Source organism: Pseudomonas vranovensis (assembly GCF_040438935.1).
Lineage (GTDB): Bacteria > Pseudomonadota > Gammaproteobacteria > Pseudomonadales > Pseudomonadaceae > Aquipseudomonas > Aquipseudomonas vranovensis.
The window spans coordinates 4,637,819-4,657,143 of record NZ_CP159259.1 but is presented as its reverse complement, the minus strand read 5'-3'; the positions used below and the strand labels follow the sequence as shown (position 1 = coordinate 4,657,143).

General features: G+C 62.2%; 18 protein-coding genes. 14 read left to right on the top strand and 4 right to left on the bottom strand.

The genetic code is table 11. The features are described 5' to 3' along the window. The first annotated feature begins 135 nt into the window (after positions 1-135). The 4 genes from ABVN19_RS21600 to ABVN19_RS21585 all read left to right on the top strand — a co-directional run bounded on the left by ABVN19_RS21600 (position 136) and on the right by ABVN19_RS21585 (position 4,327). Positions 136-1,533 carry an FAD-binding oxidoreductase gene (locus ABVN19_RS21600; protein WP_028943855.1) on the top strand — a complete coding sequence of 466 codons (1,398 nt, stop codon included), beginning with the start codon at positions 136-138 and terminating at the stop codon, positions 1,531-1,533. A 41-nt stretch (positions 1,534-1,574) separates the two neighbouring features. Next, positions 1,575-2,240: a fumarylacetoacetate hydrolase family protein gene (locus ABVN19_RS21595; protein ID WP_028943856.1), complete on the top strand. Its 666-nt coding sequence runs from the start codon at positions 1,575-1,577 to the stop codon at positions 2,238-2,240. Positions 2,241-2,397: 157 nt separating this feature from the next. Next, on the top strand, positions 2,398-3,330 hold the full coding sequence (locus ABVN19_RS21590) for an SdiA-regulated domain-containing protein (RefSeq protein WP_105641854.1): 933 nt from the start codon (positions 2,398-2,400) through the stop codon (positions 3,328-3,330). An 85-nt stretch (positions 3,331-3,415) separates the two neighbouring features. Further along, a complete protein-coding gene (locus ABVN19_RS21585; RefSeq protein WP_028943858.1) occupies positions 3,416-4,327 on the top strand; it encodes an SdiA-regulated domain-containing protein in 912 nt (303 codons plus the stop codon). A 57-nt stretch (positions 4,328-4,384) separates the two neighbouring features. On the opposite strand, the gene rpiA is transcribed toward ABVN19_RS21585, so the two are convergent. Then, the gene (rpiA, locus tag ABVN19_RS21580) at positions 4,385-5,056 is read right to left on the bottom strand and encodes a ribose-5-phosphate isomerase RpiA (RefSeq protein WP_028943859.1); all 672 of its coding nucleotides are present in this window, start codon (positions 5,054-5,056) and stop codon (positions 4,385-4,387) included. Positions 5,057-5,192: 136 nt separating this feature from the next. Between rpiA and ilvA the strand changes: the two genes are divergently transcribed. Both ilvA and ABVN19_RS21570 read left to right on the top strand, forming a co-directional pair. Further along, the gene (ilvA, locus tag ABVN19_RS21575; protein ID WP_105641855.1) at positions 5,193-6,707 is read left to right on the top strand and encodes a threonine ammonia-lyase, biosynthetic; all 1,515 of its coding nucleotides are present in this window, start codon (positions 5,193-5,195) and stop codon (positions 6,705-6,707) included. Positions 6,708-6,746: 39 nt separating this feature from the next. Further along, the gene (locus ABVN19_RS21570) at positions 6,747-7,175 is read left to right on the top strand and encodes a DUF2269 domain-containing protein (protein ID WP_028943861.1); all 429 of its coding nucleotides are present in this window, start codon (positions 6,747-6,749) and stop codon (positions 7,173-7,175) included. A 68-nt stretch (positions 7,176-7,243) separates the two neighbouring features. Here the strand turns inward: ABVN19_RS21570 and ABVN19_RS21565 are convergent, their stop codons facing one another. Further along, on the bottom strand, positions 7,244-7,900 hold the full coding sequence (locus ABVN19_RS21565) for an HAD family hydrolase (RefSeq protein WP_028943862.1): 657 nt from the start codon (positions 7,898-7,900) through the stop codon (positions 7,244-7,246). Positions 7,901-8,040: 140 nt separating this feature from the next. Here ABVN19_RS21565 and ABVN19_RS21560 point away from each other — a divergent pair, with 140 nt between their 5' ends. Beyond that, on the top strand, positions 8,041-8,520 hold the full coding sequence (locus tag ABVN19_RS21560; RefSeq protein ID WP_010222140.1) for an RNA pyrophosphohydrolase: 480 nt from the start codon (positions 8,041-8,043) through the stop codon (positions 8,518-8,520). Between the two features lie 22 nt (positions 8,521-8,542). Continuing rightward, positions 8,543-10,822, top strand: coding sequence for a phosphoenolpyruvate--protein phosphotransferase (gene ptsP / locus ABVN19_RS21555; protein ID WP_028943863.1), 2,280 nt, complete (start codon positions 8,543-8,545; stop codon positions 10,820-10,822). A 57-nt stretch (positions 10,823-10,879) separates the two neighbouring features. Here ptsP and ABVN19_RS21550 read toward each other — a convergent pair whose 3' ends face one another. Beyond that, positions 10,880-11,626: an NRDE family protein gene (locus tag ABVN19_RS21550; protein ID WP_028943864.1), complete on the bottom strand. Its 747-nt coding sequence runs from the start codon at positions 11,624-11,626 to the stop codon at positions 10,880-10,882. Positions 11,627-11,756: 130 nt separating this feature from the next. On the opposite strand from ABVN19_RS21550, the gene ABVN19_RS21545 reads away from it, so the two are divergent. Genes ABVN19_RS21545 through ABVN19_RS21535 form a run of 3 tightly spaced genes read left to right on the top strand, consistent with a single transcriptional unit; the run spans position 11,757 to position 14,382 of the window. Then, positions 11,757-12,539, top strand: coding sequence for a sulfite exporter TauE/SafE family protein (locus ABVN19_RS21545; protein ID WP_028943865.1), 783 nt, complete (start codon positions 11,757-11,759; stop codon positions 12,537-12,539). A 14-nt stretch (positions 12,540-12,553) separates the two neighbouring features. Next, positions 12,554-13,363, top strand: a complete 810-nt coding sequence (lgt, locus tag ABVN19_RS21540; RefSeq protein ID WP_028943866.1) for a prolipoprotein diacylglyceryl transferase — start codon at positions 12,554-12,556, stop codon at positions 13,361-13,363. A gap of 47 nt (positions 13,364-13,410) precedes the next feature. Then, positions 13,411-14,382: a thymidylate synthase gene (locus ABVN19_RS21535; protein ID WP_028943867.1), complete on the top strand. Its 972-nt coding sequence runs from the start codon at positions 13,411-13,413 to the stop codon at positions 14,380-14,382. A 130-nt stretch (positions 14,383-14,512) separates the two neighbouring features. Here the strand turns inward: ABVN19_RS21535 and cadR are convergent, their stop codons facing one another. Then, complete coding sequence (gene cadR / locus ABVN19_RS21530; RefSeq protein WP_028943868.1) at positions 14,513-14,956, bottom strand: Cd(II)/Pb(II)-responsive transcriptional regulator; 444 nt, start codon at positions 14,954-14,956, stop codon at positions 14,513-14,515. Between the two features lie 82 nt (positions 14,957-15,038). Between cadR and ABVN19_RS21525 the strand changes: the two genes are divergently transcribed. The 3 genes from ABVN19_RS21525 (at position 15,039) to ABVN19_RS21515 (ending at position 19,324) form a co-directional block, all read left to right on the top strand. Beyond that, entirely contained in the window at positions 15,039-17,258 is a 2,220-nt protein-coding gene (locus ABVN19_RS21525) for a heavy metal translocating P-type ATPase (RefSeq protein ID WP_105641856.1), read from the top strand. 11 nt (positions 17,259-17,269) lie between these two features. Then, positions 17,270-18,133, top strand: coding sequence for a LysR family transcriptional regulator (locus ABVN19_RS21520; RefSeq protein WP_028943870.1), 864 nt, complete (start codon positions 17,270-17,272; stop codon positions 18,131-18,133). A 126-nt stretch (positions 18,134-18,259) separates the two neighbouring features. Next, positions 18,260-19,324: a putative 2-aminoethylphosphonate ABC transporter ATP-binding protein gene (locus tag ABVN19_RS21515; RefSeq protein ID WP_028943871.1), complete on the top strand. Its 1,065-nt coding sequence runs from the start codon at positions 18,260-18,262 to the stop codon at positions 19,322-19,324. The last annotated feature ends 1 nt before the right edge of the window (position 19,325 follow it).

Below are 19,325 nucleotides of genomic sequence, written 5' to 3'. Positions count from 1 at the left end.
GTGAAGCGCTCGCAGTATCGGCCTCAAAGCACGATCAGCGGGGGGCGTATGCTAGCATGAGTACCCCCCGATACGCCCATCCCTGGCACGTGAAGAGTGCTCAGGGTGACTATGAATAGTTCGAGAGTTCTGTCGATGACCGATTCTGCGTTGCTTGATGAGCTGATGACCCTGGTTGAGCCCGGCAAGATGCTGACTGATGCGGCTTCTCTCGAAGCGTATGGCAAGGATTGGACCAAGCATTTCGCCCCGGCGCCGCGGGCTATCGTATTTCCCAAGAGCACCGAACAGGTCCAGGCCATCGTCCGCTGGGCCAACCAGCACAAGGTTGCCCTGGTGCCGTCGGGCGGCCGCACCGGGCTTTCTGCGGCGGCGGTGGCTGCCAATGGCGAAGTAGTCGTGTCGTTCGATTACATGAACCAGATCCTGGCGTTCGATGAATTCGACCGCACCGTGGTCTGCCAGCCCGGCGTGGTCACCGAACAGTTGCAGAACTTTGCCGAAGACAAGGGCTTGTACTACCCGGTGGACTTCGCCTCTGCAGGTTCCAGTCAGATTGGCGGCAATATCGGCACCAATGCCGGCGGTATCAAGGTTATTCGCTACGGCATGACCCGCAACTGGGTCGCCGGCCTGAAAGTGGTCACCGGCAAGGGCGAACTGCTTGAGCTGAACAAGGACCTGATCAAGAACGCCACCGGCTACGACCTGCGTCAGCTGTTCATCGGCGCCGAGGGCACCCTGGGCTTTGTGGTCGAGGCGACCATGCGCCTGGACCGTGCGCCAAACAATCTCACCGCGATGGTGCTGGGCACGCCTGATTTCGACTCGATCATGCCGGTGCTGCACGCCTTTCGCGACAAGCTCGACCTCACCGCCTTCGAATTCTTCTCCGACAAGGCCCTGGCCAAGATCATGGGTCGCGGCGATGTGCCTGCGCCTTTCGACACGCCGTGCCCGTTCTATGCCCTGCTGGAGTTCGAAGCCAGCAATGAAGCGGTGGCCAACGACGCCCTCGCCACGTTCGAGCATTGCGTGGAGCAAGGCTGGGTGCTGGATGGGGTGATGAGCCAGAGCGAGCAGCAGTTGCAGAACCTCTGGAAGTTGCGTGAGTACATCTCCGAAACCATCTCGCACTGGACGCCGTACAAGAATGATATTTCGGTGACTGTCTCGAAAGTGCCGGCATTTCTCCGGGATATCGATGCGATCGTCGAACAGAACTATCCGGACTTCGAGGTAGTTTGGTACGGCCATATCGGTGACGGCAACCTGCACCTGAACATCCTCAAGCCCGACGCTCTGAGCAAGGACGAGTTCTTCGCCAAGTGCGCCACGGTGAACAAGTGGGTGTTCGAGATCGTGCAGAAGTACAACGGCTCGATCTCTGCCGAACATGGAGTGGGCATGACCAAGCGGGATTACCTGACCTACAGCCGGTCGCCCGCTGAAATCGAATACATGAAAGCCGTGAAGGCGGTGTTCGACCCCAACGGGATCATGAATCCCGGCAAAATCTTCGCGGTCGAGTGAGTTACAAGCACAAGAGCTTCCAATAGCGCCAGGAGTCGGTAATGAGCTATCAGCACCAGTATGTAGACGGCACGCGTATTCACTTTCCCCTGGGCAAGGTGGTGTGCATCGGGCGCAACTATGCCGAGCACGCCAAGGAACTGGACAACCCTATCCCCACTGAACCTTTGCTGTTCATCAAGCCGGGCAGCTGTGTAGTGCCGATGGATGGCGGCTTCAAGATCCCCACCGAGCGCGGCTCGGTGCATTACGAGGCAGAGATTGCCGTATTGCTGGGCAAATCGCTGTCACCTGAGCCGAGCGAGGAAGAAGTGCTCGACGCTATTTCCGGCTTCGCCCCGGCCCTGGACCTGACCCTGCGTGACCTCCAGGCCGAGCTCAAGGCCAAGGGCCTGCCGTGGGAGCGCGCCAAGTGCTTCGACGGTGCGTGTGTGCTGGCGCCCTTCGTATCGGGCGGCACCTTTGAAGACCTGGCCGATATCGGCATTCGCCTGACCATCAACGGTGAGGTGCGCCAGGACGGCAACAGCGCCCTGATGCTCAACCCGATCGTGCCGATGATCCAGCACATGGCCTCGCAGTTCACCCTGCAGGCTGGCGATGTGATCCTGACCGGTACGCCGGTTGGCGTCGGGCCGCTCAATCCGGGCGACGAGCTGGTGCTGGAACTGCCCGGCGCGAGCCGTTTCGAAAGCAAAGTGCTGTAACCCCTCCCTCATGGCAGCCAGTGATGCTGGCTGCCATGCGCTCTGTCGGCTTTTGTCATTTTTTTCACAATCAATCCGGATAATGCTTGCGGATTCGGCTCTGTGAACGTGCCGGTAATGTGTTATTAACTGGCAAAAAACAAGAGCATCGATCCCCATGGCCACTCCCGTTCCTTCCAGTAAAACCGTGCCTTCTGCGCGTAAGCGCGGGCTCGCCTTGCGTTGGTCAACCTGGGTGGCCGCAGCGGCCATCATTGGTTATGGGGTGGCGATTGCCATGCACTGGGACGATCGCGGGCTGCTGTGGATAAAGGAAGGGTTTGAAACCCCGGTCGAGCAGCAAGCCAGCATCTGGCTGCCGGATTATCAGGTCGATATCGATGCCAAAGTGTTGCCGGGCATGGAAGACGACGAAGCGTCCGACCTGACTTATAACCCGGTGAGCAAGACGTTGTTCGCGGTGATGGGCAAGAACCCCTTCCTGGTCGAACTGAACCTTGACGGCGATGTATTGCGCAAGATGCCGCTGGTGGGGTGGAGCAACCCTGAAGGTGTGGCGGTGCTCGAAGGGGGTCGCCTGGCGATTGTCGATGAGCGTGATCACAAATTGACCATCGTGACCCTCGGCGCCGACACCCAGTCGCTGAACATCGCCGACTTCCCGCAATATGACCTCGGTCCTTCAAAGAATCAGAACAAGGCCTTCGAGGCGGTAGCCTGGGACCCGGCGCAGCAACGCATTATCCTTGGCGAAGAACGTCCGCCGGCGCTGTTCACCTGGGCCAGCGATGGCAAGAGCCCGCTGGCGGGCGACAAGCAATCGCTGCCAAGCGACGAACTGGACCTGCGCAACCTCTCGGCGCTGGGTGTAGACCCGCGCACCGGCCACCTGCTGGTGCTGTCGGCAGACTCCAACATGCTGCTGGAACTGGACGAGAAGGGCGAGCAAGTCAGTTTCATGACCCTGCTCGGCGGCTTCAATGGCTTGAGCAAGCGTATTCCACGTGCCGAAGGCGTGGCGATGGATGAACATGGCACGCTGTACATCGTCAGCGAGCCGGATCTGTTCTATCGTTTCAAAAAGCCTTGAATTGAGACAATTCCTACGCAGCTTTTAAGTTTGGCTTCAGTTGAATGTGGTTTGATTCAGGCTGTCACCCATCGAGTCCCCCTGAATGCGCCGCTACATCCGCCTGCCCCTGATTGCCCTGGTTGTCAGCCTGATCGCCCTGCTTCTGCTTGCAGTAGCAGGGCAGCATTACCGTCTGTATGAGCGAGGTTGGTTCAACCTCAAGAGCTGGTGGCAGCCGGCCGAGCAGAGCATGGGGCTTGATCAGTACCGCGTGGTCCTTCAGGCCAAGCCCATCGACGGGCTGGATGAAGACATTTCCGCGCTGACCTTCGACCCGGATCGCAACAGCTTGTTCACCGTTACCAACAAGCAGCCTGAGCTGATCGAGCTGTCGCTGGACGGGCGTATCTTGCGGCGCGTGCCGTTGACCGGTTTCGGCGATCCCGAGGCGGTGGAGTATGTAGGCCCCGGCAGCTATGTGATTACCGATGAGCGCGAGCAGCGCCTGATCCGTGTGCGGGTTGACGACACCACGCTGTTTCTCGATGCCAATGACTCCGAACAGCTGAGCCTGGGCATTGGCCTGAACGGCAACAAGGGTTTTGAAGGGCTTGCCTATGACTCGAAGGGCAAGCGCCTGTTCGTGGCCAAGGAGCGCGACCCGATGCTGATCTACGAAGTGCATGGTTTTCCCCATGACAACCCCGAGCAGCCCTATGCGGTACACGTAGTGCAGGACCGCAAGCGTGATTCGCGATTGTTCGTGCGTGACCTGTCGAGCTTGCAGTTTGACGAGCGCAGCGGCCACTTGCTGGCCTTGTCGGATGAGTCGCAGTTGGTGCTGGAGCTCGATACCACCGGCAAGCCCCTGAGCAGCCTGTCGTTGCGCAAGGGTTTCCAGGGACTGGAGAAGAGCGTGCCCCAGGCCGAAGGCATCGCCATGGACGATGCCGGGACCATCTACCTGGTCAGTGAGCCGAACCTGTTCTACGTGTTCAAGAAGCCGACTGACTGACCGTATCGCGGGGCAAGCCCGCTCCCACATGTGGGAGCGGGCTTGCCCCGCGATGCTTCAGGCTTTGAGCGTTTTCACACCTTCAGCCGTGCCCAACAGCAGCAGGTCCGCCGGCCGCGCCGCGAACAGGCCGTTGGTGACCACGCCGACGATGGCGTTGATCTGGCGTTCCAGCTCCACCGGGTTGGTGATCTGCATGTTGTACACATCAAGGATGATGTTGCCGTTGTCGGTCACTACACCCTCGCGATAAACAGGGTCGCCGCCTAGCTTGACCAACTGGCGCGCGACATGGCTGCGGGCCATCGGGATGACTTCGACCGGCAGCGGGAAAGCGCCAAGCACCGGCACCAATTTGCTGGCGTCGGCGATGCAGATGAAAGTCTTGGCCACGGCAGCAACGATTTTCTCGCGGGTCAGGGCTGCACCGCCGCCCTTGATCAGGTTCAGGTGCTCGTCGCTCTCGTCGGCGCCGTCGACATAGAACTCCAGGTCGCTGACGGTGTTCAGTTCATAGACCGGAATACCGTGGCCCTTCAGGCGCGCGGCGGTGGCTTCGGAGCTGGCGACCGCGCCGTCGAAGGCGGTCTTGTGCTTGGCCAGGGCATCGATGAAACAGTTGGCGGTCGAGCCGGTGCCGACGCCGACGATGCTCTTGTCGTCGAGCTTGGGCAGAATGAAGTCGACAGCGGCCTGGGCGACAGCCTGTTTGAGTTGGTCCTGGGTCATGCGGGCTCCGAAGCGGGGAGGAGTATCGTGAAGGCGCGTAGTATAGCGGCTAAAACCGCAGACTTGCTGTGGTCGCCCGACGGGGCGCTGGGGTAGACTCCAAGCCCCCGCCCAACCGCCCAGTGATGCTTTCCCGATGCTCGAACAGTACGTCAAGAAGATCCTCACCTCGCGCGTTTACGACGTTGCGGTCGAAACCCCGTTGCAGACAGCCGGCCAACTGAGCAAGCGCCTGGGCAACAACATCCTGCTCAAGCGCGAAGACTTGCAGCCGGTGTTTTCCTTCAAGATTCGTGGTGCCTACAACAAGCTGGCGCAGCTGACCCCGGAAGAACTGGCCCGTGGCGTAGTCACGGCCTCGGCGGGCAATCATGCCCAGGGCGTGGCCCTGGCGGCGCGGGAGTTGGGGATCAAGGCGACCATCGTGATGCCCAAGACCACTCCGGAGATCAAGGTCGAAGGCGTGCGTTTGCGCGGTGGCAAGGTAGTGCTGCACGGTGACTCCTTCCCTGATGCGCTGGCTTATTCGCTCAAGCTGGTCGAGGAAAAAGGCTTCGTTTATATCCACCCCTACGACGATCCGCACACCATTGCCGGGCAGGGCACGGTGGCCATGGAGATTTTGCGCCAGCACCCGGGCCAGTTGGATGCGATCTTTGTACCGGTCGGCGGCGGCGGGCTGATTGCGGGCATTGCCGCCTACGTGAAATACCTGCGCCCAGAGATCAAGGTGATCGGCGTCGAGCCGGATGACTCCAACTGCCTGCAGGCTGCCATGGCCGCCGGTGAGCGGGTGGTGCTGCCCCAGGTCGGGCTGTTCGCCGACGGCGTGGCGGTGGCGCAGATCGGTCAGCACACCTTCGACATCTGCAAGCAGTATGTCGACGAGGTTGTGACCGTGAGTACCGATGAAATCTGCGCGGCAATCAAGGATATCTACGACGATACCCGCTCAATCACCGAACCTGCTGGCGCGCTGGGCGTCGCCGGGATCAAGAAGTACGTCGAGCTCAAGGGTGTCGGCGGGCAGACCCTGGTGGCCATCGATTCGGGTGCCAACGTCAACTTCGACCGCCTGCGCCACGTTGCCGAACGGGCCGAGCTGGGCGAGGGCCGCGAAGCTATCATCGCGGTCACCATTCCCGAGCAGCCGGGCAGCTTCAAGGCGTTCTGCGAAGCCATCGGCAAGCGCCAGATCACCGAGTTCAACTACCGTTACCACGCCGATGGCGAGGCGCACATTTTCGTCGGTGTGCAGACCCACCCGGATACCGATCCGCGCAGTGCGCTGATCCAGAGCCTGACCGAACAGGGCTTTCCGGTGCTCGACCTGACCGACAACGAACTGGCCAAGTTGCACATCCGCCACATGGTCGGCGGTCATGCGGCGCGGGTCAGTGACGAACTGGTGCTGCGCTTTGAATTCCCGGAGCGTCCGGGGGCATTGTTCAACTTCCTCAACAAGCTGGGCGGTCGCTGGAACATTTCGATGTTCCACTACCGCAACCACGGTGCGGCCGATGGTCGCGTGGTAGCCGGCCTGCAGGTTCCGGATGATGAGCGCCACCTGGTGCCGGCGGCGCTGGCCAAGATCGGCTATCCGTACTGGGATGAAACCGATAACCCGGCGTACCGGCTGTTCCTGGGCTGAGCAGCTAAGCTCAGTTCAGCCTAAAAGGAAGCAAATGACATGGAACACCTGACCACTCTCAAAGCCCTGCACGTGTTGGCCACCGTGGTGCTGCTCGGCAGTGCCCTGGGCCTGGCGATCTGGACGTGGCTGGCGCGTCGCAAAGGCGACGCCACCGCCCCCACCCGCTTGATGCAGCGTCCGCTGGTGTTCGTCTGGTTGTTGATGGGCATCAGCCTGGTGAGCATGCCGTTCACCGGCTGGTGGCTGGTACACCTGATTGGCTGGCCGCTGGGCCAGACCTGGGTGCTGGGCTCCAGCGTGATCTACACCTTGGGTGCGTTCAGCTGGTTCTGGCTGCTGGCGCGGGTCAATCGCCTACGCACCGAGCCGGGAGCGGGTAGCCCGAAGTTCACCCTGGCGCTGGCGGTGTTCAGTGGGGTGTGTTTTATCGCCATTGCGGGGTTGATGGGCGCTAAGCCGGTCTGACCAATGCATCGCGGGGCAAGCCCGCTCCTACAGTGTGGGAGCGGGCTTGCCCCGCGATCACCTTCACCTCAATCGCGCAGGCTGATCACCGGCCAGCCGCGCTTCTCGGCCTCGGCACGCAGGTTCGGATCAGGATCGACCGCCACCGGGTTGGCCACTTGCTCCAGTAGCGGCAGGTCGTTCATCGAATCGCTATAGAAGTAGCTGCCGTCCAGGTTATGGCCGTTCTCTTCCAACCAGCGGTTCAGGCGCGTCACCTTGCCTTCACGGAAGCACGGTACATCTGTGCTACGTCCGGTGTAGCGACCATCAACCATCTCGCATTCGGTGGCCAGCAGGGTCTCGACGTCCAGGCGCTTGGCAATCGGGCCGGTAATGAAGCGGTTGGTGGCGGTGATGATCACCAGCTTGTCGCCAGCGTCGCGGTGCTTCTTCAATAGCGCCAGTGCCTTGGGCTGAACGATCGGCTCGACGCAGTCCCGCATGAAGTCACGATGCCATTCGTCGAGTTGCGCCATGTCAGTCGCGGCCAGGATCTCCAGGCTGAAGTTCAGGTAGGCATCCAGGTCCAGCTTGCCAGCCAGGTAGTCCTGGTAGAAGGCATCGTTGCGGTTCTGGTACTCCACCGGGTCGAGAATCCCGCGGGCGCAGAGGTAGTCCCCCCAGGCGTGATCGCTGTCGCCGCCAAGGAGGGTATTGTCCAGATCGAATAAAGCCAGGCGCATTGAAGTCACTCGCATAACATCTGAAAAGGCCCACAGAATACGGACTTTTCACAACGATGCACATAAGGTAAACAGGCGCGTTGCTGGCCTTGTGGCCTTTGTGGAACAATGCCGTGACATGCGTTTGCGAGGTTGCTGCCGTGATCGACCCCGATGGTTTTCGCCCCAATGTCGGGATCATTCTGACGAATGATCTTGGGCAGGTGCTATGGGCTCGACGGATCAACCAGGATGCCTGGCAGTTTCCCCAGGGTGGGATCAATCCTGAAGAAACGCCGGAAGATGCCCTGTACCGCGAGCTGAACGAAGAAGTGGGGCTTGAGCGGGATGATGTTGAAATTCTTGCCTGCACCCGCGGCTGGTTGCGTTATCGTTTACCCCAACGTCTGGTCCGTACCCATAGCCAACCGCTGTGCATCGGCCAGAAGCAAAAGTGGTTTCTCCTGCGCCTGGTCTCCAACGAGCAGCGGGTGCGGATGGATCTGACCGGGAAACCGGAGTTCGATGGCTGGCGTTGGGTCAGTTATTGGTATCCGCTGGGCCAGGTGGTGACATTCAAGCGCGAGGTTTACCGCCGCGCTCTCAAAGAGCTTGCCCCGCGCCTGCTGGCGCGCGACTGACGACGGAGTTCGACCCCGAGCCATGCTCAATACGCTGCGCAAGATCGTCCAGGAAGTTAACTCCGCCAAGGATCTCAAGACGGCGTTGGGGATCATTGTGTTGCGCGTAAAAGAGGCCATGGGCAGTCAGGTCTGCTCCGTCTATCTGCTTGATCCGGAATCCAACCGTTTCGTGCTGATGGCCACCGAGGGCTTGAACAAGCGCTCGATCGGCAAGGTCAGCATGGCACCCAACGAGGGCCTGGTCGGCCTGGTCGGCACCCGCGAAGAGCCACTGAACCTGGAACACGCCGCCGACCACCCGCGTTATCGCTACTTTGCCGAAACGGGTGAAGAACGCTTCGCTTCATTCCTTGGTGCGCCGATCATCCACCACCGGCGTGTGGTGGGGGTGCTGGTTATCCAGCAAAAGGAACGTCGCCAGTTCGACGAGGGCGAAGAAGCCTTTCTGGTGACCATGAGCGCCCAGCTCGCCGGCGTTATTGCCCATGCCGAGGCCACGGGATCGATCCGTGGCCTTGGTCGTCAGGGCAAGGGTATCCAGGAAGCCAAGTTCGTCGGTGTGCCAGGTTCGCCCGGTGCGGCGGTGGGCAAGGCGGTGGTCATGCTGCCGCCGGCCGATCTCGACGTGGTGCCCGACAAGACCGTCGATGACATCGACGCCGAACTCCAGCTGTTCAATAACGCCCTGGAAGGGGTGCGCGAAGACATGCGCAACCTCTCCGCCAAACTGGCCACCCAGTTACGCCCGGAAGAGCGCGCGCTGTTCGACGTCTACCTGATGATGCTCGATGACGCGGCCCTGGGCGGTGAAGTGGCGCAGGTGATCAAGACCGGCCAGTGGGCGCAGGGTGCCCTGCGCCAGGTCGTGACCGAGCACGTCAATCGCTTCGAACTGATGGACGATGCCTACCTGCGCGAGAGGGCTTCCGACGTGAAGGATCTGGGCCGGCGTCTGCTGGCCTACCTGCAAGAGGCAAGGCATCAGACGCTGGTCTACCCTGACAACACCATTCTGATCAGCGAAGAGCTGACCCCGGCCATGCTCGGCGAAGTGCCGGAAGGCAAGCTGGTGGGCCTGGTGTCGGTACTGGGCTCGGGCAACTCCCACGTTGCAATCCTCGCCCGCGCCATGGGCATTCCCACCGTGATGGGCCTGGTCGACCTGCCGTACTCGAAGGTCGATGGCATCGACATGATCGTCGATGGCTACAAGGGCGACGTCTATACCAACCCCAGCGATGTACTGCGCAAGCAGTATGCCGAAGTGGTCGAAGAAGAACGCCAGCTGGCCCAGGGGCTCGATGCCCTGCGCGAACTGCCGTGCATCACCCTCGATGGCCACCGCATGCCGCTGTGGGTCAACACCGGCCTGCTCGCCGACGTGGCTCGTGCCCAGCAGCGTGGCGCCGAAGGGGTAGGGCTGTACCGCACCGAAGTGCCGTTCATGATCAACCAGCGCTTCCCCAGCGAAAAGGAGCAGCTGGCGATCTACCGCGAGCAACTGGCGGCCTTTCACCCGTTGCCTGTCACCATGCGCAGCCTCGACATCGGCGGTGACAAGGCGCTGTCGTATTTCCCGATCAAGGAAGACAACCCCTTCCTTGGCTGGCGCGGTATCCGCGTTACCCTCGACCACCCGGAAATCTTCCTGGTGCAGACCCGCGCCATGCTCAAGGCCAGTGAAGGCCTTAACAACCTGCGCATCCTGCTGCCGATGATTTCCGGTATCCACGAGCTCGAAGAAGCCCTGCACCTGATCCACCGTGCCTGGGGTGAAGTGCGCGACGAGGGCACCGACGTGCCGATGCCGCCGGTGGGTGTGATGATCGAGATCCCGGCAGCGGTGTACCAGACCCGCGAGCTGGCGCGCCAAGTGGACTTCCTGTCGGTCGGCTCCAACGACCTGACCCAGTACCTGTTGGCGGTGGACCGCAATAACCCGCGTGTCGCCGACCTCTATGACTACTTGCACCCGGCAGTCCTGCAGGCACTGCAGAACGTGGTGCGTGATGCCCATGCCGAAGGCAAGCCGGTGAGTATCTGCGGCGAGATGGCCGGCGATCCGGCAGCGGCGGTGTTGTTGATGGCCATGGGCTTTGACAGCCTGTCGATGAACGCCACCAACCTGCCGAAGGTGAAATGGATGCTGCGTCAGGTGAGCCTGAGCAAATCCCAGGAATTGTTGGCCCAGGCCATGGGTATCGACAACCCGCAAGTTATCCACAGCTCGCTCCAATTGGCCCTGAAGAACCTGGGGCTGGCGCGGATGATCAATCCAGGGTCGTCGAAGACCTTGTGACATCGCGGGGCAAGCCCGCTCCTACACCGGTAGGAGCGGGCTTGCCCCGCGATTGTGTCAAAGCTGCAAACCCACCTCGCCCAAGTGCCCCCCGAACGGCCCGAAGCTGCGCTCGACCATCCTCCGCCGACCATCCGCCTCGACAATCAGCACAGTACTCGCCCGCGTACCGTAGTTCTGGCTGGCAATGAACACACTCGACAGCAACCGCTCGGTACTCATCCCCACCCCGGTTTCCGGCAGTTCTGCATCTGCCGCCTGCAGGTTATCCCCCAGCAGGTCCAGTAGCGCTTCAGGTTGAGGGTCGGCCAGGTGCTGCTGCAAGCTCGTTCGTGCCTTGACCAGCTTTGGCCACGGTGTATCCAGGCCAGCATTGGAGAGCCCGTACACGCCCTCACTCAGTAGTTGCGGCGCCGCTTCGCGGGCATTCAGATACCCCAGCTGCCCGCCATCAGCCACCAGCAGGTTGAACCCCGAATAGTGCTGGCTGTGGCTGGCCACCTGGTCCAGGTAGGCCTCGACCCCCAGCTTCCCGCGCAAAAACGCCGCCACCAGTTCGCCCCGTGAGCGGGCGCCCTGGGCCTGGTGCGGGTCGCGGATGTTGGTCAGCGCCGCGAAACGACCTGCCGGGCCCACGCCCAGCCAGGTGCCGCCCGCTTCCAGGTCGCGCCCGGCATAGACCCCTGGCGCATCGTCCCAGGCCTCAAGCACACGGCTCGGGCGGGCGTAGAACTCATCGCGGTTGGCCGCGACGATCAGCGGCTGGGCATGCCCCGGCCGCCAGGCGAAAACGATCAGGCACATAGGTGGGCCTCTGTGTTTTTTACCCACTCTACCGATAGCGTCCTGCCGGTTCCATCGACTTCATGTGTCTTCACTAGAGCCACAGGCCTACCTTCCGTTACCATGCCGGACTGAATTTACGGGGGCGACAATGGAATTCGTGCTCTATCTGCTGCTGGGCGCCTGTGCAGGCGTGCTGGCCGGGCTGTTCGGCGTGGGCGGCGGCATCATCATCGTGCCGGTGCTGGTGTTCAGTTTCACCCTGCAGGGCTTCGATACCTCGGTGCTGACTCACTTGGCGGTGGGTACTTCCCTGGCGACCATTGTCTTTACCTCGGTCAATGCCATTCGCGAGCACCATCGCAAAGGTGCAGTGCAGTGGCCGATTTTCGTCTGGATGACCCTGGGTATCCTGGTCGGCGCCGGTATCGGCGCCAAGACCGCATCGGCAATCCAGGGCCCGATGCTGCAAAAGATCATCGGCATCTTTGCCCTGGTGATCGCCGCGCAGATGGCCCTGGACCTCAAACCCAAGGCCAGTCGCGGCATTCCTGGCAAGCCCGGGCTGACGGCGGCCGGTGGTGTGATCGGCTGGGCCTCGGCGATCTTCGGTATCGGTGGCGGGTCGTTGACCGTGCCATTCCTGACCTGGCGCAGCCTGCCCATGCAGCAAGCGGTGGCGACGTCCTCGGCCTGCGGTTTTCCGATTGCCGTGGCCAGCGCCCTGAGCTTTATCTGGTTGGGCTGGCACGACCCGCACCTGCCCGACCATAGCCTGGGCTTTGTGTATTTGCCCGCACTGCTGGGGATTGCCCTGACCAGTATGTTTTTTGCCCGCTTCGGCGCGCGACTGGCGCACAAGCTGTCGCCACGCCTGCTGAAACGGCTGTTCGCCGCGCTGCTGTTTTGCGTGGGCTTAAGCTTTTTGCTTTAACGAGAGGAGTCACCATGCTGCCTTACCCGCAGATCGATCCAGTGGCCATTGCCCTGGGTCCGCTGAAAATCCATTGGTACGGCCTGATGTACCTGATCGGCATTGGCGGCGCCTGGCTGCTGGCGTCGCGCCGACTCAACCGCTTCGACCCGACCTGGAGCCGCGAGAAACTCTCCGATCTGGTGTTCTGGCTGTCGATGGGGGTGATCGTCGGCGGGCGGCTTGGCTACGTGCTGTTCTATGACCTGCACGCGTACCTGGCCAACCCGGCGCTGATCTTCGAGGTATGGAAGGGCGGCATGTCGTTCCACGGCGGCTTTATCGGCGTGATGTTGGCGGCCTTGTGGTTCGGCAAGCGCAACAACAAGTCGTTCTTCGAACTGATGGATTTTGTCGCGCCGCTGGTGCCGATCGGCCTGGGCGCCGGGCGTATCGGCAACTTCATCAACGCCGAATTGTGGGGCAAGGCGACCGATGTGCCGTGGGCCATGGTCTTCCCGCCGTTCAGCGATCCGGCCCAACTGCCGCGTCACCCGTCGCAGCTGTACCAGTTCGCCCTGGAAGGTGTGGCATTATTCCTGATCCTTTGGCTGTACTCGCGTAAACCGCGTCCGACCATGGCCGTATCCGGCATGTTCGCGCTGTTCTACGGCATCTTCCGCTTCATCGTCGAGTTTGTGCGGGTTCCCGATGCCCAGCTGGGCTACATCGCCTTCGGCTGGTTGACCATGGGTCAGTTGCTCTGCGTGCCGATGATTCTCGGTGGCATCGGCCTGATCTGGTGGGCCTACAACCGCAAACCCACGGCCAAGGCCGCCGTTTGATTTTCCACGGCAGGGTGATCCCCTGCCGTCTTTGCTACAGGTAAGCCATGAAACAGTATCTAGATCTGGTCCGCGATGTGATCGAAAACGGCACCCTGCAGGGTAACCGTACCGGTGTCCGTACCATCAGCCTGCCGGGCGCCATGCTGCGCTTCGACCTGCAGAAAGGCTTCCCGGCCATCACCACCCGCAAGCTGGCGTTCAAGTCGGCCATCGGCGAGATGGTCGGCTTCCTGCGCGGCGTGAAGCATGCCGGCGAGTTCCGCGAACTGGGCTGCAAGGTATGGGACCAGAACGCCAACGAAAACGCCCAGTGGCTGGCCAACCCGTTCCGCCAGGGGCATGACGACCTTGGCGAGATCTACGGCGTGCAATGGCGCCAGTGGCCGGCCTACAAGCGCATCCCGCTGAGCAACCCGGCTGCGATCGAACTGGCCCAGAGCCAGGGCTTCCAGCAGATTGCCCAGGCCGAAGAAGACGGCGAAGCCTTCGTGGTGCTGTACAAGGCCATCGACCAAATTCGCCAGTGCGTCGACACCATCATCAACGACCCGGGCAGCCGCCGCATCCTGTTCCACGGCTGGAACTGCGCCCAGCTCGACGAAATGGCCCTGCCACCGTGCCACCTGCTGTACCAGTTCCACCCCAATGTAGAGACCCGGGAAATTTCCCTGACCCTCTATATCCGCTCCAACGACCTGGGCCTGGGCACGCCGTTCAACCTCACCGAGGGCGCGGCGCTGCTGTCGCTGGTAGGTCGCCTGACTGGCTACACGCCGCGCTGGTTCACCTACTTCATCGGTGATGCGCACGTGTACGAAAACCACCTGGACATGCTCAACGAGCAGCTCAAGCGAGAGCCGCTGGCCGCGCCGAAACTGGTGATCAGTGATCGAGTGCCTGAGTTCGCCAAGACCGGCAAGTACGAGCCGGAGTGGCTGGAGAAGATCGAGCCGAGTGACTTCAGCCTCGAAGGCTACGAGCACCACGCGCCAATGACGGCGCCGATGGCGGTCTGAATACGATAATCACGACCGCTGCGCGGCCGATCGCAGGCTGTCGCCAGCGGCTACACGGGGTTGGCCTGTAGCCGCTGGCGAGGAACGAGGCTGTGATCGACTGCACAGCAGTCGCCATCCCGCTTTCCAATCAATGGCCGTGGCTGCGACCTACGTGGGAATGCTCCGCTTCCGGAGCAGTCACCGCGCCATTGACCTCCAGATGCTGCAGGATCGAGCACTGTACCTCCTTGGGATGACAGTGCTGGCGCAGTTCCAGCAGTTGCGCCTGCAAGGCCTGCAACCCATCGATTCGCGCCTTGACGTGCTGGATATGCTCGTCGATCAGCGCATTCACACTTTCGCATTGATCCTCCGGGCTGTCGCGCAGGCGCAGCAGGCTGCGGATTTCCTCCAGAGTCATGTCCAGGGTGCGGCAGTTGCGGATGAAGGTCAGGCGCTCCACATGGGCCTGGGTGTACATCCGGTAGTTGCCCTCGCTGCGTGCCGGTTCCGGCAGCAGGTTCTCCCGCTCGTAGTAGCGAATGGTTTCCACGGCGCAATCGGTGGCCTTGGCCAGTTCTCCGATCTTCATCTGCAAATACCTCGACAGGTGGCTTGACCCTATAGTGGCTACAGGGTGTTCACTTGGCAACAGGACATTTAAGGATGAACTCATGAACCAGCCTGTCAGCCCCAAAGCGCCCCATGACCACGCCAAGCACGCCCACAGTTGCTGCTCCCACGACGCCGCACCCGCCCTGGTGCAGTTGAGCGAGGCGGCCAGCAGCGACGCGCGCCTGAGCCGCTTTCGCATCGAGGCAATGGATTGCCCGACCGAGCAGACCCTGATCCAGAACAAACTGGGCAAGCTGGCAGGCGTCGAACAGCTGGAATTCAACCTGATCAATCGTATCCTCGGGGTGCGCCATACCCATGCCGACACCCGGGAAATCGAGCAGGCCGTTGCCTCGCTGGGCATGCAGGCCGAGCCCCTGGTCGAAAGCAGCGAAGAACCTGCCGCCGCACCCGCACCGGCTAAAAAGCACTGGTGGCCGCTGGCCTTGGCGGGCGTTGCCGCGCTGGCCGCCGAGGGCGTTCACTTTGCCGAGGTGGCACCCGACTGGGTGGTGGCGGTGCTCGCCCTGGTGGCGATTCTGAGCTGTGGCCTGAGCACCTACAAAAAGGGCTGGATCGCCCTGAAGAACCGCAACCTCAACATCAACGCGCTGATGAGCATCGCCGTGACCGGCGCCGTGCTGATCGGCCAGTGGCCGGAAGCGGCCATGGTGATGGTGCTCTTCACCCTCGCCGAGTTGATCGAGGCGCGCTCGCTGGACCGCGCGCGCAATGCCATCGGCGGCCTGATGCAGTTGACCCCGGACATGGCCACCGTACAGCAGGCCGACGGCCAGTGGCGTGAGCTGGAGGTCAAGCAGGTCGCCCTCGGTACCCTGGTGCGAGTGCGCCCTGGTGAGCGAATCGGCCTGGATGGCGAGGTGGTCAGCGGCCAGTCGAGCATCGACCAGGCACCCATCACCGGCGAGAGCCTGCCGGTGGAGAAGGGCCCGGGCGACAAGGTGTTTGCCGGCACTATCAACCAGGCCGGCGCCCTGGAGTACCGGGTGACGGCAGCGGCAGGGCAATCGACCCTGGCGCGGATCATCAAGGCGGTGGAAGAAGCCCAGGGCGCGCGGGCGCCGACCCAGCGCTTCGTCGATCAGTTCTCGCGCATCTACACCCCGGCAGTGTTTGCGTTTGCCCTGGCAGTGGCTGTGATTCCGCCACTGTTCATGGCCGGTGCCTGGTTCGACTGGATCTACCGTGCCCTGGTGTTGCTGGTGGTGGCATGCCCGTGCGCCCTGGTGATTTCGACCCCGGTGACCATCGTCAGCGGCCTGGCCGCAGCGGCGCGCAAGGGCATCCTGGTCAAGGGCGGGGTGTACCTGGAAGGCGGGCGCAAGCTCGACTTCCTGGCCCTGGACAAGACCGGCACCATCACCCATGGCAAGCCAGTGCAAACCGACCATATGGTGCTTGACCCGCTGTTCGAAGGCCGCGCCCAGGCACTGGCGGCAAGCCTTGCCGAGCGCTCCGATCACCCGGTATCGCGCGCCATTGCGGTGTTCGCTGGCGAGCAGCAACTGGCCTTCAGTGAAGTGAGCGCTTTTGAAGCCCTGGCCGGCCGAGGCGTGCGCGGGGAAATCGACGGCAAGTTGTATCACCTGGGCAACCATCGTCTGGTCGAAGAGCTGGGCCTGTGTTCACCGCAGCTCGAAGCACAGCTCGACGCCTTGGAACGCCAGGGCAAGACCGTCGTGCTGCTGCTCGGCAAGTCCGGCCCGCTGGCCCTGTTCGCGGTGGCTGATACGGTCAAGGAAAGCAGTCGCCAGGCCATAGCCGAGTTGCATGAGCTGGGTATCAAGACTGTCATGCTCACCGGCGACAATCCCCACACTGCCCAAGCCATCGCCGCCCAGGTGGGGATCGACCAGGCCCATGGCAACCTGCTGCCCGCCGACAAGCTCAAGACCATCGAGGACCTGTATGCGCAGGGCCATCGGGTTGGCATGGTCGGCGATGGTATCAACGATGCCCCGGCACTGGCGCGGGCCGAGATCGGTTTTGCCATGGCGGCAGCCGGTACCGACACGGCCATCGAGACCGCCGACGTGGCGTTGATGGATGATGACTTGCGCAAAATCCCCGCCTTCGTCAGGCTCTCGCGTCACAGTGCGGCGATCCTCACCCAGAACATTGTGCTGGCGTTGGGGATCAAGGCGATATTCCTGGCGATCACCTTTGCCGGCATGGCAACCATGTGGATGGCGGTGTTCGCCGACATGGGCGTGAGCTTGTTGGTGGTGTTCAACGGTTTGCGTCTGCTGCGTAAGTAAATCGAGGATGTATGTTGAGTTCCGAGTTGAAAGCCTTCTACATGGTTGCCCGCCTGGGCAGCATCACTTTGGCGGCGAAGAAACTCGGGCTCAGCCAACCGACGGTCACCACCCAGATCCGCAACCTGGAAAGCCAGTACGCGGTGGAGCTGTTCTACCGCGGCGGCCGGCGCTTGACCCTGAGTGACGACGGCACCCGGCTGCTGCCGATGGTCAAGGCGCTGCTGCAGCAGGAGGCCGACATCGAGTTCTTCCTGCGCAACAGCGGCCAGGCCCAGGGCAGTTTGCGCATCGCTGCCACCGCGCCGTACTACATCCTCGACCTGGTGAAGATCTTTCGCGAGCGCCTGCCGCAGGTCGACGTCTCGGTGGAGATCGGCAACTCCCAGCAGGTGCTGGAGTTGCTGGAAGACTACCGCGTCGACCTTGCCGCCTCCTCGCAATTGCTGGAAGACACCCGCCTGGTGCGTCGGGTGCTGGGCACCGATCCGCTGGTGGTCGCGGTGCACCGCAATCATCCTTTGGCCAGCCGCGAATCGCTGCCGCTGTCGGCACTGGCCGGGCATTGCCTGCTGGTGCGCGAGCAGGGTTCGACCACGCGCAAGCTGACCGAGCAGATGCTGGCAGAGGCGGGCGTCAAGGTGGGCTCGATGCTGGAGATCGGCAGCCGTGAGTCGATTCGCGAAGCGGTGCTGCGCAATATCGGCATCAGCCTCATTGCCCGCCATGAAGTACCGCACAACCCGGAGCTGCGGGTGCTGGCGCTGGAGAACGCGCCGGTGATGCATGAGTACTTGTATTGCTTGAAGGAACGGCGCCAGGCGCGCCTGCCTGCCGCCTTCCTGGGTGTAGCCCAGGAAGTGGCAGCCCTGTAGGCGCGGACAAGCCCGCGCCTACACCCAAATCTGCCTATACCAGTATCGGCAGCTTTTGCTTCCCAGCCACAGAACCTTCGCAATCGGCCCCTAGCATGGCCCTCATTCGTTCGATGAGGTCCTGCCATGAACACTCCGGTCGCAAACCCAGGCGCACAAATGAAAGTGCGCGGTATCCACAAGCGCTTCGGCGCCTTTACCGCCCTGCAGGATGTCTCCCTCGACATCGCCGCTGGTGAACTGGTGTGCCTGCTCGGCCCGTCCGGCTGTGGCAAGACCACACTACTGCGCTGCATCGCCGGCCTTGAACGCCAAGACCGTGGCACCCTGTACATCGGCGATCGCGACATCTCCGACCTGCCGCCCCAGGCCCGTGACTACGGCATTCTGTTCCAGTCGTATGCGCTGTTCCCCAACCTGACTGTCGAGGCCAATATCGCTTACGGTCTGGCCGGCAGCGGGCGTGACGAAGTTCGCCAGCGCGTGGCGCAGATGCTGGAACTGGTGGGCCTGTCGGGCAGCGAGAAAAAGTACCCCGGCCAGCTTTCCGGTGGCCAGCAACAGCGTGTGGCCCTGGCCCGCGCCCTGGCACCGGCGCCGTCGCTGCTGCTGCTCGACGAGCCGATGTCGGCCCTCGATGCGCGAGTTCGCGAGCACCTGTGTACCGAGTTGCGCCAGCTGCAGCGCCAGCTCGGTATCACCACCTTGATGGTGACCCACAACCAGGACGAAGCCATGCTCATGGCCGACCGCATTGCCGTGATGAACAATGGCCAGGTCGAGCAGTACGCCACGCCCCAGGACATCTACGACAAGCCGGCCACACCGTTCGTGGCCGAGTTCGTCGGCCAGGGCAACTGGCTGCCGTTCCAGCGCCACAGCGACAGCCACGCCCAGGTCGGCGCCTTGAACATGCGCCTGGCCGACGGTGCCGGCCAGGCTCGCAGCGGTCGTTTGTTCTGCCGCCCCGAGGCGATCAGCGTCAACCCGCCGGTGCATGAAGAAAACCTGTTCCCGGCGCGAGTGCGCGAGATCACCTTCCTCGGCAACCGCTGCCGCATGAGCTTTGAATTCAATGAGCTGCCCGGCCATGCCTTGCTGGCTGAAGTGGCACCCGAATCGATGCCGCGCCTGGGTTCCCAGGACATCTGGGTAGCCCTGCCACCGCGCAGCCTGCAGGTGTTTGCCTGAG

What these genes read in the sequence shown, in the direction of transcription:
- ABVN19_RS21600 (WP_028943855.1), top strand. Translation starts at nt 136, where the DNA reads ATGACCGATTCTGCGTTGCTTGATGAGCTGATGACCCTGGTTGAGCCC.
- ABVN19_RS21595 (WP_028943856.1), top strand. Translation starts at nt 1,575, where the DNA reads ATGAGCTATCAGCACCAGTATGTAGACGGCACGCGTATTCACTTTCCC.
- ABVN19_RS21590 (WP_105641854.1), top strand. Translation starts at nt 2,398, where the DNA reads ATGGCCACTCCCGTTCCTTCCAGTAAAACCGTGCCTTCTGCGCGTAAG.
- ABVN19_RS21585 (WP_028943858.1), top strand. Translation starts at nt 3,416, where the DNA reads ATGCGCCGCTACATCCGCCTGCCCCTGATTGCCCTGGTTGTCAGCCTG.
- rpiA (WP_028943859.1), bottom strand. Translation starts at nt 5,056, where the DNA reads ATGACCCAGGACCAACTCAAACAGGCTGTCGCCCAGGCCGCTGTCGAC.
- ilvA (WP_105641855.1), top strand. Translation starts at nt 5,193, where the DNA reads ATGCTCGAACAGTACGTCAAGAAGATCCTCACCTCGCGCGTTTACGAC.
- ABVN19_RS21570 (WP_028943861.1), top strand. Translation starts at nt 6,747, where the DNA reads ATGGAACACCTGACCACTCTCAAAGCCCTGCACGTGTTGGCCACCGTG.
- ABVN19_RS21565 (WP_028943862.1), bottom strand. Translation starts at nt 7,900, where the DNA reads ATGCGCCTGGCTTTATTCGATCTGGACAATACCCTCCTTGGCGGCGAC.
- ptsP (WP_028943863.1), top strand. Translation starts at nt 8,543, where the DNA reads ATGCTCAATACGCTGCGCAAGATCGTCCAGGAAGTTAACTCCGCCAAG.
- ABVN19_RS21550 (WP_028943864.1), bottom strand. Translation starts at nt 11,626, where the DNA reads ATGTGCCTGATCGTTTTCGCCTGGCGGCCGGGGCATGCCCAGCCGCTG.
- ABVN19_RS21545 (WP_028943865.1), top strand. Translation starts at nt 11,757, where the DNA reads ATGGAATTCGTGCTCTATCTGCTGCTGGGCGCCTGTGCAGGCGTGCTG.
- lgt (WP_028943866.1), top strand. Translation starts at nt 12,554, where the DNA reads ATGCTGCCTTACCCGCAGATCGATCCAGTGGCCATTGCCCTGGGTCCG.
- ABVN19_RS21535 (WP_028943867.1), top strand. Translation starts at nt 13,411, where the DNA reads ATGAAACAGTATCTAGATCTGGTCCGCGATGTGATCGAAAACGGCACC.
- cadR (WP_028943868.1), bottom strand. Translation starts at nt 14,956, where the DNA reads ATGAAGATCGGAGAACTGGCCAAGGCCACCGATTGCGCCGTGGAAACC.
- ABVN19_RS21525 (WP_105641856.1), top strand. Translation starts at nt 15,039, where the DNA reads ATGAACCAGCCTGTCAGCCCCAAAGCGCCCCATGACCACGCCAAGCAC.
- ABVN19_RS21520 (WP_028943870.1), top strand. Translation starts at nt 17,270, where the DNA reads ATGTTGAGTTCCGAGTTGAAAGCCTTCTACATGGTTGCCCGCCTGGGC.
- ABVN19_RS21515 (WP_028943871.1), top strand. Translation starts at nt 18,260, where the DNA reads ATGAACACTCCGGTCGCAAACCCAGGCGCACAAATGAAAGTGCGCGGT.